General features: G+C 55.3%; 11 protein-coding genes. 5 read left to right on the top strand and 6 right to left on the bottom strand.

What is annotated here, in order from left to right; genetic code table 11:
* Positions 1–22: 22 nt before the first annotated feature.
* Entirely contained in the window at positions 23–2,056 is a 2,034-nt protein-coding gene (locus tag DSD31_RS00965) for an alpha-amylase (protein ID WP_113990785.1), read from the bottom strand.
* Between the two features lie 315 nt (positions 2,057–2,371).
* Between DSD31_RS00965 and DSD31_RS00975 the strand changes: the two genes are divergently transcribed.
* On the top strand, positions 2,372–3,190 hold the full coding sequence (locus DSD31_RS00975) for a protein bax (RefSeq protein ID WP_075808156.1): 819 nt from the start codon (positions 2,372–2,374) through the stop codon (positions 3,188–3,190).
* 53 nt (positions 3,191–3,243) lie between these two features.
* Here the strand turns inward: DSD31_RS00975 and xylR are convergent, their stop codons facing one another.
* The 4 genes from xylR to xylF form a co-directional block, all read right to left on the bottom strand.
* On the bottom strand, positions 3,244–4,422 hold the full coding sequence (gene xylR, locus DSD31_RS00980) for a D-xylose utilization transcriptional activator XylR (protein WP_004868824.1): 1,179 nt from the start codon (positions 4,420–4,422) through the stop codon (positions 3,244–3,246).
* 125 nt (positions 4,423–4,547) lie between these two features.
* Positions 4,548–5,729 (bottom strand): xylose ABC transporter permease XylH, encoded by a 1,182-nt coding sequence (gene xylH, locus DSD31_RS00985; RefSeq protein ID WP_004868822.1) that lies wholly within the window; start codon positions 5,727–5,729, stop codon positions 4,548–4,550.
* A complete protein-coding gene (locus DSD31_RS00990; protein WP_064356585.1) occupies positions 5,707–7,248 on the bottom strand; it encodes a xylose ABC transporter ATP-binding protein in 1,542 nt (513 codons plus the stop codon). The genes xylH and DSD31_RS00990 overlap by 23 nt, the downstream gene beginning before the upstream one ends.
* 64 nt (positions 7,249–7,312) lie before the next feature.
* Positions 7,313–8,305 carry a D-xylose ABC transporter substrate-binding protein gene (xylF, locus tag DSD31_RS00995; protein ID WP_004868818.1) on the bottom strand — a complete coding sequence of 331 codons (993 nt, stop codon included), beginning with the start codon at positions 8,303–8,305 and terminating at the stop codon, positions 7,313–7,315.
* A gap of 375 nt (positions 8,306–8,680) precedes the next feature.
* Here xylF and xylA point away from each other — a divergent pair, with 375 nt between their 5' ends.
* Together xylA and xylB are read left to right on the top strand one after the other, a co-directional pair.
* Positions 8,681–10,003 (top strand): xylose isomerase, encoded by a 1,323-nt coding sequence (gene xylA / locus DSD31_RS01005; protein ID WP_004868817.1) that lies wholly within the window; start codon positions 8,681–8,683, stop codon positions 10,001–10,003.
* Between the two features lie 87 nt (positions 10,004–10,090).
* Positions 10,091–11,548 carry a xylulokinase gene (gene xylB / locus DSD31_RS01010; RefSeq protein WP_004868816.1) on the top strand — a complete coding sequence of 486 codons (1,458 nt, stop codon included), beginning with the start codon at positions 10,091–10,093 and terminating at the stop codon, positions 11,546–11,548.
* A gap of 40 nt (positions 11,549–11,588) precedes the next feature.
* On the opposite strand, the gene DSD31_RS01015 is transcribed toward xylB, so the two are convergent.
* Positions 11,589–12,584: an acyltransferase gene (locus DSD31_RS01015; protein ID WP_015585539.1), complete on the bottom strand. Its 996-nt coding sequence runs from the start codon at positions 12,582–12,584 to the stop codon at positions 11,589–11,591.
* A gap of 185 nt (positions 12,585–12,769) precedes the next feature.
* On the opposite strand from DSD31_RS01015, the gene DSD31_RS01020 reads away from it, so the two are divergent.
* Both DSD31_RS01020 and glyQ read left to right on the top strand, forming a co-directional pair.
* Positions 12,770–13,069, top strand: coding sequence for a YsaB family lipoprotein (locus DSD31_RS01020; protein WP_004868812.1), 300 nt, complete (start codon positions 12,770–12,772; stop codon positions 13,067–13,069).
* A 137-nt stretch (positions 13,070–13,206) separates the two neighbouring features.
* The gene (gene glyQ, locus DSD31_RS01025; protein WP_004126458.1) at positions 13,207–14,118 is read left to right on the top strand and encodes a glycine--tRNA ligase subunit alpha; all 912 of its coding nucleotides are present in this window, start codon (positions 13,207–13,209) and stop codon (positions 14,116–14,118) included.
* The last annotated feature ends 1 nt before the right edge of the window (position 14,119 follow it).

Below are 14,119 nucleotides of genomic sequence, written 5' to 3' on the forward strand. Positions count from 1 at the left end.
CGGGGAGCCATCAGAAGCGGGGCTATCGTTGGCCTGCCCATACCACCATGACTTTGTCATCGGCGTTTTCACGGACGAAACCGTAACCTTGCGGCATAGAGAGCGTGGTTTGTTTACCCATCCCGATTGCCGGGTGGCGGGCGCGGAACTGGCCGAGTTTCTGCCAGTGGGTGACGCTGAGCGCGGCTTTACCCTCGACGTCCTGCCAGTTCATATCCGAACGTGTCCCCTGCAACGGATCTGAGCCGGTAGGCCCGAATGGCCGCGCGGACTCATCGCCATAGAAGAGCTGTACCGCGCCTGGTGCGAGCAGCAGCAGTTCTGCCGCAGTGCTGCCGCCTTCGCGGAACAGGCGCGTGTCGTGGGAGGAGAGGTAGCTCAGAACGTTAAACGTCTGCAGTTTATCCGCCATCTGCTGCCAGGTCAGGTCAATACTGGAGAGACAGCCTGACGCTTTCGCCGCCTGATCCTGGTAGTCGAAGTTAATCATCGCATCAAAACCGTGGCGGTAGTAATCGCTCTGCATTACCCCATGACCCCAGGCTTCACCGGTCATCCAGAAAGGCGCGTTATCCAGCGCTTTATCCGGATTGGCCTTTTTCCATTCCGCCAGCGCCGCAGTGGCCTGGGTTTTCAACTGCTGCCAGGCAGCCTGCTCGACGTGTTTGGCGGTATCGACGCGGAAGCCGTCAATGCCGTAATCACGTACCCACTGACTCAACCAGTGGGTCAGATAATCGCGCGGCGTATAGCCTGGAATCACTTTTGCCGCCGTATCAGGCTTTTGTTGATAGAAATTCGGCAGCCCGGAAGGGGCGGTTGATTCGGTTTTCAGATCCGGCAGAAAAGCCAGGGACATGGTCAGATCGTCAAAGCCTGGGTTGTCGTAGTCGCCGATATCGGTACGAATCCATTTTTTCCCCCACCATTTTTCCCAGCCGGCTTTATCGCTGAAGTTGATGTAGTCGTTGAAGCTGTGCCAGGTCTGTCCCGGGCCGGGTTTCCAGTTGGTCCAGTGTTCCCCGAGCGTTTTTTTCAGTTCGTCGCCCTGCAGATACAGCGAGCCGAATTTGAACGTCTGCATATCGGCGAGGGTGGCGTAGCCGGTGTGGTTCATCACCACATCGAACAGGATGTGAATACCGCGCTTGTGCGCCTCATCGACAAGGCGACGCAAATCCTCCTCAGTACCCATATTGGCATCCAGCTTTGTCCAGTCCTGGGCGTAGTAGCCGTGGTAGGCGTAATGCGGGAAATCGCCCTTGGTTCCGCCGCCGACCCAGCCGTGAATTTGTTCCAGCGGCGAGCTTATCCACAGTGCGTTAACGCCCAACGCTTTCAGGTAGTCGAGTTTGCTGGTCAGCCCTTGCAGGTCGCCGCCGTGGAAGGTGCCGATTTCCTGCATACCGTCTTTGTGGCGTCCATAGCTGTTGTCGTTGGCCGGGTTACCGTTGACGAAACGGTCGGTCAGCACGAAATAGACGGTGGCGTTATGCCAGTTGAAAGGCGCGTCGGCGGTGGTTTCCGCACTTTCAAGCAGCAATAAACCATTGCTGTTGGGGGCCGGCTGCAGCGTAATTTTCCCGGCGCTGACCGTGGCGACATTGCCGCTGTAGAAATCACGGACTTTGCTGCCCTCGGCAAAGGTCTTGCTGACATCCAGCGTCAGCGGCTTACCATCCCATTTTGGACACTGACGCAGCTGCGGCGCGGAAGCTGTCGCCGCCTCTTTTTCCTCCAGAGAAAGCATCAGCGTCGGCGTACCGGAGCGAGTATCGACTTCAAGCGTGTAGCGACCTTCGCGGAAGACCCGCCACTGTGCAGGGGTGCCGCGGCAGGGTTCCATGGAGAGCATCTGGTTGAGTTTGATGGCGCCGACGGGCTGCCAGCACTGTTGGTCAAAATTAATTTGTAGCGGACGTGTACCCTTCGCCACCTCGTTTTGACTGATAAACCTGCCGGTGCCCTCTTCGGTAAAGGCCGGAAAATCGGCGGTGGTCCAGGCGGCGAAGGCCATTCCTGGCAACAAGAGCGACGCTAGCGCAGCGAGTTTCATTCTGGAGTCCTGTGAGCGGTTTTTTGTTCAGTTTGCCCGGCAAAGCGGGTAATGAACTCATCCCATCTGCGCTTTTGCAGGGATGACAAAAAGGGGTGAGTGACAGCGGTCAAAAAACAGGCAAAAAATGAGACGGCGCTAGCATTTTTGCCCCCTGATGACGGCGCGGAAACCGATTTCAGATGACAGCTTTTAGGAATTGGACTATTTCTGTTAGTGCTCTCACTGGGTATTTTTGATACTATTCGCGACTCAATTAACGTTTTTTTGCGTAAAACAAGGTGTTGGAATGATTAAATCCGACCAGGAGACCTAATGATATCGATTCCCATGCGACGATATGGGGCTGCGATACTCATGTTACTTACCTGCATATTTTCAGGTAGTGTGTTGGCAACAACCCACACAGCAACAACGAGTCATAAAGCCTCACAAGTAAAGAAAAGTAGTCAAGTTAAGGTAAGCAGTAAACAAGAGTATTCTCGCAATAGTGTAAAGAGTAGTTCACTTCCTGATTTGCGAAAATACCCTTCCGGAACCCCAAGGAAAAAAGCGTTTCTCCGGACAGTAATGCCTTATATTACTAAACAGAATCAGGTGATTACCGCCGATCGTAACTGGCTTGTTGCCAAGCAATACGACTCGCGCTGGTCACCGACAGAGCGTACGCGTCTGAAGGATATTACGGCACGCTATAAGGTGAAATGGTCTGGTAATACGCGCCATATTCCCTGGAACACGCTGATGGAACGCGTTGACATCATTCCGAACAGTATGGTGGCGACCATGGCGGCGGCGGAAAGCGGCTGGGGGACGTCCAAACTGGCGCGGATGAACAACAATCTGTTTGGTATGAAATGCGGCGGCGGAAACTGCCGCGGTGCGATGAAAGGCTACTCCCAGTTTGATTCCGTGGAGCAGTCTGTACAGGCTTATGTGACGAACCTGAACACGCATCCGGCATACAAGTCCTTCCGTAAATCCCGTGCGCAGCTGCGTAAAACGGATCAGGAAGTGACGGCCAGCACCATGATTCATAAGCTGAAGGGCTATTCGACGAAAGGGTCGAGCTACAACAACTATCTCTTCGCGATGTATCAGGACAACCAGCGGCTGATCGCTGCCCATATGTAATAGCGAATGCCCGGAGCGTAAGCCCCGGGCATTTTCTTTTCATCTCACCGGCCCTACATCATCACTTCACTGTGCCGATCCCGGTACTCCTTCGGCGTCACGTCGTACTCTTTCTTAAATACCGAATAGAAATATTGCAGCGACGGATAGCCGCACATTTGCGAAATTTCATTAATCGATAGCGTGGTGGAGACCAGCAGACTGCGGGCCTTTTCGAGTTTCTCTCTGTGAATGATGGAGTGAATGGTGTCGCCGACCTCCTCCTTGAAGCGCTTCTCGAGGTTAGAGCGGGAGATGCCGACGGCATCCAGCACCTGCTCGACCTTGATACCCTTGCAGGCGTTATTGCGGATGTAGTGCATCGCCTGAATCACCGACGGGTCGGTGAGCGAACGATAGTCCGTAGAGCGCCGTTCAACGACGCGCATCGGTGGCACCAGCCGGCGCTGCAGCGGCAGCGGCTCTTTATCCAGCAGTCGATGCAGCAGCTTGGCCGCCTGGTAACCCATCTGCCGGGTTCCCTGCGCGACGGAGGAGAGCGCCACGCGCGACAGGTAGCGGGTCAGCTCTTCATTATCAATACCGATGACGCACAGCTTTTCCGGCACCGGAATATGCAGCAGCTCGCAGGCCTGAAGCACGTGGCGAGCGCGGGCATCGGTCACGGCGATGATTCCGGTTTGCGGGGGGAGCGTTTGCAGCCAGTCCGCGAGACGGTTCTGCGCGTGTTGCCAGTTTTCCGGCGCGGTCTCCAGCCCCTGGTAAACCACGCCGCGATATTTCTCCTTCGCGACCAGCTGGCAAAACGCGTGTTCGCGCTCGACAGCCCAGCGTTTTCCGCTGGAAGTGGGCAGCCCGTAAAAGGCGAAGCGCTGGACGCCCTTTTCTTTCAGATGCAGGAAGGCGCTTTCGACCAGCGCGGCGTTATCCGTCGCAATATAGTGCACCGGGGGATAGCATTCGGGGCGATGGTAGGAGCCGCCGACGCCGACAATCGGGACCTCGACGTCGGCCAGCAGTCTTTCGATTTCCGGGTCGTCATAATCAGCAATCACGCCGTCGCCCAGCCACTCCCTGATATTCTCGATACGCGCCCGAAAATCCTCTTCGATGAAGATATCCCATTCCTGTTGCGATGCCTGTAAATATTCTCCTACCCCCTCGACCACCTGTCGGTCGTAGGCTTTGTTGGCATTGAATAGCAGCGTAATACGGTGGCGCTTTGCAAACATAGTCTCTTTTCCTGGTCTCTCTTTCTGGCCATACAATACCGGCCAATGCCCGAATCATGACAAGCGTCTTATGCGTAAATCTGGTGGTAGCGCATAGAATTCGGGCATTCTTCCATTAAGCGGGCTTACGTTCTGCGCTTTGTCGCCGAATCCATCCATACCGCCAGCAGTAAAATGGCACCTTTGACGATGTACTGCCAGAAGGTGGCGACGTCCATCATGCTCATACCATTATCCAGCGCCGACATGATAAATGCCCCCATGACGGCGCCGGCGACGCTGCCTACCCCGCCGGCGAGGCTGGTGCCGCCGATAACGCAGGCGGCGATAGCATCCAGCTCGGCGATGTTACCGGCTGAAGGCGAACCGGCACCGAGACGCGAACTGAGGATCAGACCGGCGATGGCCACCATCAGACCATTGATGGCGAAAACGGCCAGCTTGGTTCGTTCAACGCTAATCCCCGACAGGCGTGCCGCTTCCAGGTTACCGCCAATGGCATAAATTCGCCGGCCAAAGGCCGTTCGGGTGGCCATAAACATCCCCGCCAGCAGCAGAGCTGCCAGGATGAGAACCGGCGTCGGGACGCCGCGATAATCGTTTAATAGCCAGATGGCGCCGAGCACGATAACCGCGGTAATGCTCTGGCGTGCCACCGTCGAGGTTGGCGCTGATGTGGTTAATCCCAGGGATTGACGACGCAGGCGACCGCGCCATTGCCAGACAATAAAGGCCGCCATACCAATGACGCCGATGCCGAAACCCAGGCCGTCAGGCAGATAGCTTTGTCCAATTTGCGACATGGCCGGGCTGGTGGGGGAGACGGTGGTGCCGTTGGTTATCCCGATCAGAATACCGCGGAACGCCAGCATTCCGGCGAGGGTGACGATAAACGACGGGACTTTACGGTAGGCGACCCACCAGCCGTTCCAGGCGCCGAGTACCAGCCCCATCACCAGGGTGACCGCAATGGTCAGCGGCAGCGGCCAGCCGAGCCAGACGTCAAAAATTGCCGCCGCGCCGCCGAGCAACCCCATCATCGAGCCCACGGAAAGATCGATTTCGGCGGAAATAATGACGAACACCATCCCGACCGCCAGGATGCCGGTGATCGCCGTCTGCCGCAGCAGGTTAGAAATGTTTCGCGCGCTTAAATAGGCGCCTTCGGTGGCCCAGGTGAAGAACAGCATAATCACCACAATCGCGGCGATCATCACAAAAACCTGAAGGTTCAGCCCTTTGAATCCAGACAGACCGGCAGGGGCGGGCGGGATGATTTTTATCTCAGACGACGTGTTTTTCGACATGGTGTTCGCTCCTCAACGCGGCTTCCATCACCTGCTCCTGGGTCAGATGATGATTGACTAAATTGGCTTTCAGCTTGCCTTCATGCATGACCAGCACCCGATCGCTTAACCCGAGAACTTCCGGCAGCTCTGATGAGATGACGATGACGGCGATCCCCTGCTGCACCAGCTGATTAATCAATTTGTAGATTTCGTATTTCGCACCGATATCGATGCCGCGAGTGGGTTCATCGAGAATCAGGATGCGCGGATTCAGCAACAGGCAGCGGGCCAGAATCGCTTTCTGTTGATTGCCGCCGCTCAGGCGGCCAATGGCCAGCTCTGGCGATGACGTTTTGATTTTCAGCCGCTGGATAGATTGCTGGATACAGTGCTGCTCCCCGGCGTCATCCAGGCTGCTCAGCGGGCCGGTAAACTGACTTAACGCCGCCAGAGTGATGTTCTTACCTACCGCCATCACCGGCACGATCCCGTCTTTCTTGCGGTCCTCAGGGACCATGGCAATACCGTGGGCGATAGCCTGCTGGCAGTGGTGGATAGCCACCGGTTGACCGTCAATAAACACTTTCCCTTCCCAGCGTCCCGGCCAGACGCCAAACAGGCACTGTACGGCCTCGGTACGCCCGGCGCCGACCAGTCCGGCAATGCCGAGGATTTCACCGCGACGCAGTGAAAAAGAGATATCGTTGACCCGCTTAATGTGCCGGTTGACCGGATGCCAGGCGGTCAAATGCTCGACGCGTAGAATTTCGTCGCCGCAGTCGTGCGGCTCGTTCGGGTAGAGGGCGGTGAGTTCGCGGCCAACCATCATGGTTATCACATCATCTTCATTCATGCCGCTGGCGTCGCGGGTGCCGATATGCTGGCCGTCGCGAATGACGCAGATGGTGTCTGAGATGGCTTTCACCTCATTCAACTTGTGGGAAATATAAATACAGGCGATGCCGTGGGCCTGCAGATCGCGAATGATATCCAGCAGAATGGCCGTTTCCTGCTCGGTTAATGAGGCGGTGGGTTCATCAAGTATTAATAAACGCACCTGCTTATTGAGCGCTTTGGCAATTTCAACCAGCTGTTGCTGCCCCAGCCCGAGATCGCCGACGCGGGTATCGGGTGAAATCGTTAAATTCACCTGCGCCAGCAGCTTCTGACAGCGCAGGGTCATGGTTTCATAATCAAGGAGACCATAGCGGGAGATTTCCGCGCCAAGAAAAATATTCTCCAGAACGCTCAGGTGCTTAACCAGCGCGAGCTCCTGGTGAATAATGGCGATACCTTTGCGTTCGGTGTCGCGAATATGATTGGGCTTAAGCGTTTCACCGGCGAAAATAATTTCACCGTCATAGCTGCCGTGCGGATAAATTCCGCAAAGGACTTTCATGAGCGTGGATTTACCAGAACCGTTTTCGCCGCAAAGTGAGACAACTTCTCCGGCGTTAAGCCGCAGGCTGATATTGTCTACCGCCTTCACGGTCCCGAAGGTTTTGGTGATATTTTTCATTTCTAGTAACCAGGACATAGATGCTCCGCATAAGCGATATCCGGCTGGACGAGAATGACGCCCCGGCGAGGGGCGTCAGGAATTATAATTCGCTCTTTTTGTGGAAACCGTCTTTGATGACCGTCTGTTCAATATTGTCTTTATTCACTTCGATCGGGGTGAGCAGGCGGGACGGGACATCTTTAAGTCCGTTATTCAACGAGGTATCAGCATGCGGCGCTTTATCATTGCCGAGCTCGACAGCAATTTCAGCGGCGGTGGTGGCAAGGGTGGTAATCGGTTTATAGACGGTCATGGTCTGCGTGCCGGAAATAATGCGCTTCACGCCAGCAAGGTCGGCATCCTGGCCGGAAATGGCGACTTTCCCCGCCAGACCCTGCGCGCTTAATGCCTGAATCGCGCCGCCGGCGGTAGCATCGTTGGAAGCGACAACCGCATCGATTTTGTTATTGTTAGCGGTGAGGGCGTTCTCCATAATTTTTAATGCATTTTCCGGCAGCCAGCCGTCAACCCACTGGTCGCCAACGATCTTAATTTTACCTTCGTCAATATAAGGCTTGAGGACTTTCATTTGTCCGGCACGGAACAGCTTGGCGTTATTATCCACCGGAGAACCACCCATCAGAAAGTAATTTCCCTGAGGGGTTTTATCCACCAGGCTTTGGGCCTGCATTTCGCCCACTTTTTCATTATCAAAGGAAATATAGAAATCAATATCTGCGTTGTTTATCATACGGTCGTAGGCCAGAACTTTAATACCTTCCTGTTTCGCTTCTTTAATCACATTGCTTAAGACCTGACCGTTGTAGGGAATAATAACCAGAACATCAACGCCGCGGTTTATCATATTTTCAATTTGCGACATTTGTGTTTCTTCATTACCATTGGCGGACTGAACAAATACTTTCGCGCCTAATGATTCGGCTTTGTTGACAAATATATCGCGGTCTTTCTGCCAGCGCTCAAGGCGGAGATCGTCAATGGCCATACCAATCTTAACTTCTTTCGCAATCCCCGCCATACTGGTCAGCAGGAGCGAAGCACAGAGCGTGAGGCAAAGGTTCTTTATCTTCATAATAATCAGCCTTTTTTGTAAAGTGCAGGATAAGACGAACGGGGTAAAGAAACGGCCTGATACGTAGTAGATTCTTAACAGTGAACGGAGGACTGGCAATTATCTGTGCTTATTTTGGGATTACGAAATTTAGTTTGTTTTCTGATTTATGACCGCGATCTGGTTTTTAAAAATAAATAAAACAGCTATATCGTTGATATGTCATTGAAAGGATGGTGGAGAGGGCGTTGATAATATTCAGTTGTGCGATCTGGCGCACGTTTGTGGATTCTCTCAATCGCGGTGTGAAATAACGTAATTGAGGAAAGTAAAACATGAATTCTATATTGGCTTATGACTTGTTACCCGCCGCATTCCCTGAATATGGAGTTCATTATGCAAACCTATTTCGATCAACTCGATCGCGTTCGTTATGAAGGCCCAAAAACCACCAACCCGCTCGCGTTCCGTCACTATAACCCGGACGAGATGGTGCTGGGCAAGCGCATGGAAGAGCATCTGCGGTTTGCCGCCTGCTACTGGCATACCTTCTGCTGGAACGGGGCAGATATGTTTGGCGTGGGCTCCTTCAATCGTCCGTGGCAGCAGCCGGGCGAGGCGCTGGAAATGGCGAAACGTAAAGCCGACGTCGCCTTTGAGTTTTTCCATAAGCTTAATGTGCCGTACTACTGCTTCCATGATGTGGATGTCTCTCCGGAAGGGGCGTCGTTGAAGGAGTATCTGGACAATTTTGCCCGGATGGTCGATGTCCTGGCGGCGAAGCAAGAACAGAGCGGCGTGAAGCTGCTGTGGGGGACGGCAAACTGCTTTACCAACCCGCGTTACGGCGCTGGAGCGGCAACCAACCCGGATCCAGAGGTTTTCAGCTGGGCGGCGACTCAGGTGGTGACCGCCATGAATGCCACACACAAACTGGGCGGGGAAAACTATGTTCTGTGGGGCGGCCGCGAAGGCTACGAAACCCTGCTCAATACCGATCTGCGCCAGGAGCGCGAGCAAATTGGTCGCTTTATGCAGCTGGTGGTGGAACACAAACATAAAATCGGCTTCCAGGGCACGCTGCTGATTGAGCCAAAACCGCAGGAACCGACCAAACATCAGTACGATTATGATGCCTCTACCGTCTACGGTTTCCTCAAGCAGTTTGGCCTCGAAAAAGAGATCAAACTGAATATCGAAGCGAACCATGCGACCCTGGCCGGACATTCCTTCCACCATGAGATTGCGACCGCTATTGCGCTGGGTCTGTTCGGCTCCGTGGATGCCAACCGCGGCGATCCGCAGCTGGGCTGGGATACCGATCAGTTCCCGAACAGCGTGGAAGAGAATGCCCTGGTGATGTATGAAATTCTTAAAGCCGGTGGCTTTACCACCGGCGGCCTGAATTTTGATGCCAAAGTTCGTCGTCAGAGCACCGATAAATACGATCTGTTCTATGGTCATATTGGGGCGATGGATACGATGGCGCTGTCGCTGAAAGTGGCGGCCCGTATGATCGAAGAGGGCGAGCTGGATAAGCGGGTCGCGAAACGCTATGCCGGCTGGAATGGCGACCTGGGTCAGCAAATCCTGAAAGGGCAGATGACGCTGACGGAGATTGCGCAGTACGCGGCGCAGCATAATCTGGCTCCCCAGCATCAGAGCGGCCATCAGGAGCAGCTGGAAAACCTGGTTAACCATTATCTCTTTGATAAGTAATAAGGATACCCGGCGTTGCCGGGTATGAGTGAGAGCACGCTTTCTTGCGCCACGGTTAGCCGTGGCGCACTGTTAAGGAGAGACCGTATGTACATCGGGATTGATTTGGGCACCTCGGGCGTCAAGGCCATTTTGCTCAATGAGCAAGGTGAGGTGCTGGCTTCGCACACTGCGCCCCTCACCGTATCGCGCCCACACCCGCTATGGTCCGAGCAAGACCCGGAGCACTGGTGGCAGGCGACGGACCGCGCAATGAAAGCGTTGGGTGAACAGCACGCTCTGCGCGATGTAAAAGCGGTAGGGATCGCCGGGCAGATGCACGGTGCAACGCTGCTGGATAAACATCAGCGGGTGCTGCGCCCGGCTATTTTGTGGAATGACGGCCGCAGCGGCGACGAGTGTGTCCAGCTGGAAAAAGCGGTAAGCCGCTCGCGGCAAATTGCCGGTAACCTGATGATGCCGGGGTTTACGGCGCCAAAATTACTTTGGGTGCAGCACCATGAACCCGATATCTTCCGCCAGGTCGATAAGGTGCTGTTGCCGAAAGATTATCTCCGCCTGCGCATGACCGGTGAGTTTGCCAGCGATATGTCGGACGCCGCCGGGACGATGTGGCTGGATGTGGCCAAACGCGACTGGAGCGATGAGCTGCTCGCCGCCTGCGGCCTGAGCCGCGATAATATGCCGGCGTTATTTGAAGGCTGTGAAGTGACGGGAACACTGCGCCCCGCTATCGCCCAGGCGTGGAATATGCCACAGGCGCTGGTGGTCGCTGGCGGCGGCGATAATGCTGCCGGTGCGGTAGGCGTCGGCATGGCGGATGCCGGACAGGCGATGTTGTCCCTGGGAACCTCCGGGGTCTATTTTGCCGTCAGCAATGGTTTTCTCAGCAAACCTGAAAGCGCCGTACACAGCTTTTGCCACGCCCTGCCGGGACGCTGGCATTTGATGTCGGTGATGTTGAGCGCCGCTTCCTGCCTCGACTGGGCGGCAAAACTGACCGGTCTCGGTACGGTGCCTGCGCTGCTGGCGGCGGCGGAATCGGCGAGTGAAAATGCCGATCCCATCTGGTTTTTGCCCTATCTTTCCGGCGAGCGCACGCCGCATAACAACCCTCATGCTAAAGGCGTGTTTTTTGGCCTGACGCATCAGCACGGCCCGGCAGAACTGGCGCGTGCGGTACTGGAAGGGGTGGGTTACGCATTAGCCGATGGGATGGATGTGGTGCATGCCTGCGGCGTGACCCCGCAGAGCATCACTCTGATTGGCGGCGGCGCCCGCAGCGCCTGGTGGCGGCAGATGCTGGCTGATATCAGCGGCCAGCAGCTGGATTACCGTACCGGCGGCGACGTTGGACCTGCGCTTGGGGCCGCCCGGTTAGCGCAGCTGGCGCAGCACAAAGAGGCGGCTTTTTCAGATCTGCTGCCGCAGCTGCCGCTGGAACAGGCTCATCGACCGGATGCCGGGCGTGTTGCTCGTTATGCGCCGCGCCGCGAAACGTTCCGGCAGATTTATCAGCAGCTGCTGCCTCTGATGTCGTCATAAACGTCCGCCCCGGATGGGGCGGGTTAACGTTTACGCCGCGCTAGCTGACCAGGCGTCGACTATCCAGGCGCTGTACCAGCATCGACAGCAGCAGGCTGCCCCCCAACGCTGCGCCGAAAATCCAGAAGATATCCAGCAGCGGCCAGCGCGTCAGCTCCAGCCCGCTGGCGCGTAACGCATGAATAATCAGGGCATGAAATCCGTAGATCCCCAGCGAATGGCGTGCAATCAGCGCCAGGGCAGGAAGCGGACGTGTGTTAAGGGTATTCTTCACCAGCGTGAGCAGGGTTATCGCGCAGACAAAAACCGCCGGCCCGCAATACAAGTACCAGGTATCGCCGAAGTCGCCGCGCCACTTCAGCTCATGCAGTGTCCCGCGGGAAATGACCCACACCGCGGTAGCGAAAAGCGCGGCGCACAGCAGCGTGAGCCACTTTTTATCGGTATCTATCATGCCGATCGCCCGCCCCAGCACGCCATACAGAACATAGTAAAACGTATCGCCGTTGATATAGAGATTGAGCGGTAGCCATTCGATGCCGCCAGCCTTAACCGACACCATGTTGGGGTTTGCCAGAAGACCAATTACCAGCATCAGAATCAGCAGCATCTTGCCGCTGACCTGCTTAACCTGCAGCAACGGTGAGAGCAGGTAAATGACGATAATCGCGAAGAAAAACCACAGATGGTAGAACACCGGCTTTTGCAGCAAATGCTTCAGCGACAGCACCACGTTGATATGGGTGAACAGCGTGATGTAGAGCAGGGACAGGGCGCTGTAAAACACCACGCACAGTACGATCCGCAGAAAATGTCGCGGTTGGGCGCTGCGCTCACCGAAAAACAGATAGCCGGAGATCATGAAAAACAGCGGAACGCTGACGCGGGAAGCCGAATTAAGCAGGTTGGCGATATCCCAGTTCAGCAAGCTGATGGCATGAGGGTGAGTGATATACCAGGTTGTGCTGTGAATCATCACCACCATCAGGCATGCGATGCCGCGCAAACTTGTTATCCAGTTTATTTTTTCCTGCATCGGTACCTCAGTTGCTCCTTCTTAAAGAGGGTCTGACTCCTCCAGGCCGGCCACGTCGCAATGGAAAATTCCGAGTTTGCCGCGACGCTCTTGTAGAGATGCGGAGAGATTCGCACAATGCCCCGGTAATTTCACGTAACCTGCACGATAACAATTTGCTAACAAGGCGGTTGAGGAAAATAGTGATGAAATATTTCTTTTCTGGACTGTTATTGCTCCTGCTGGCGGGCTGCAGCCAACAGCCGCCTCAGCCGGTGCAGAAAGCGCAACGTGCGCGGATTACGCCGCAAATTACCCTGAACATGGAGCAACTTTGCAAGGATCAGGCGGCAAAACGCTACAGCACGGGGCCCCGTATGGTCGACGTTAGCCGCTTCGAGCAGTTCCAGGGGAGCTACGAGCTATCGGGGCTGACATCGCAGAATGAGCACTTTATCTGTTCTTTCGATCCAGACGGGCAGTTTTTACATCTTTCTATGCGCTAAATCGGCCCCTGATGCCGCGTGATGGCGTTAATTTCCGCAATTTTATTTAAACAGCGCCGTTTCGTACTGTATATCTCGCAGCCAGCGGGTATACTGATCCCTTCCTTTAAATCCACACGTATCCAGCACGAAATAATATGCAAAAGTTTGATACCAGGACCTTCCAGGGCCTGATCCTGACCTTACAGGATTACTGGGCTCGTCAGGGCTGCACCATTGTTCAACCACTGGACATGGAAGTTGGCGCCGGCACCTCTCATCCAATGACCTGTCTGCGTGCGCTGGGGCCAGAGCCGATGGCGACTGCCTATGTGCAGCCTTCCCGTCGCCCGACCGACGGCCGCTACGGCGAAAACCCGAACCGCTTACAGCACTACTATCAGTTCCAGGTGGTCATTAAGCCCTCGCCGGACAACATTCAGGAGCTGTACCTCGGGTCTTTGAAAGAGCTGGGTATGGATCCGACCATTCACGACATCCGCTTCGTGGAAGACAACTGGGAAAACCCGACGCTGGGTGCCTGGGGTCTCGGCTGGGAAGTGTGGCTGAACGGGATGGAAGTGACGCAGTTCACCTACTTCCAGCAGGTCGGTGGCCTGGAGTGTAAGCCGGTGACCGGCGAGATCACCTACGGTCTGGAACGTCTGGCGATGTACATTCAGGGCGTTGACAGCGTTTACGACCTGGTCTGGAGCGACGGTCCGCTGGGTAAAACCACCTACGGCGACGTGTTCCATCAGAACGAAGTGGAGCAGTCCACCTACAACTTTGAATACGCAGACGTCGACTTCCTGTTCTCCTGCTTCGAGCAGTATGAGAAAGAAGCGCAGCAGCTGCTGGCGCTGGAAAACCCGCTGCCGCTGCCTGCCTACGAGCGCATTCTGAAAGCCGCCCACAGCTTCAACCTGCTGGACGCGCGTAAAGCCATCTCCGTCACCGAGCGTCAGCGCTATATTCTGCGCATTCGCACCCTGACCAAAGCCGTGGCAGAAGCCTATTACGCTTCCCGTGAAGCCCTGGGCTTCCCGATGTGCAACAAGAATAAATAAG

The sequence above is a fragment of the Klebsiella sp. X13 genome (assembly GCF_003323835.1).
Lineage (GTDB): Bacteria > Pseudomonadota > Gammaproteobacteria > Enterobacterales > Enterobacteriaceae > Klebsiella > Klebsiella ornithinolytica.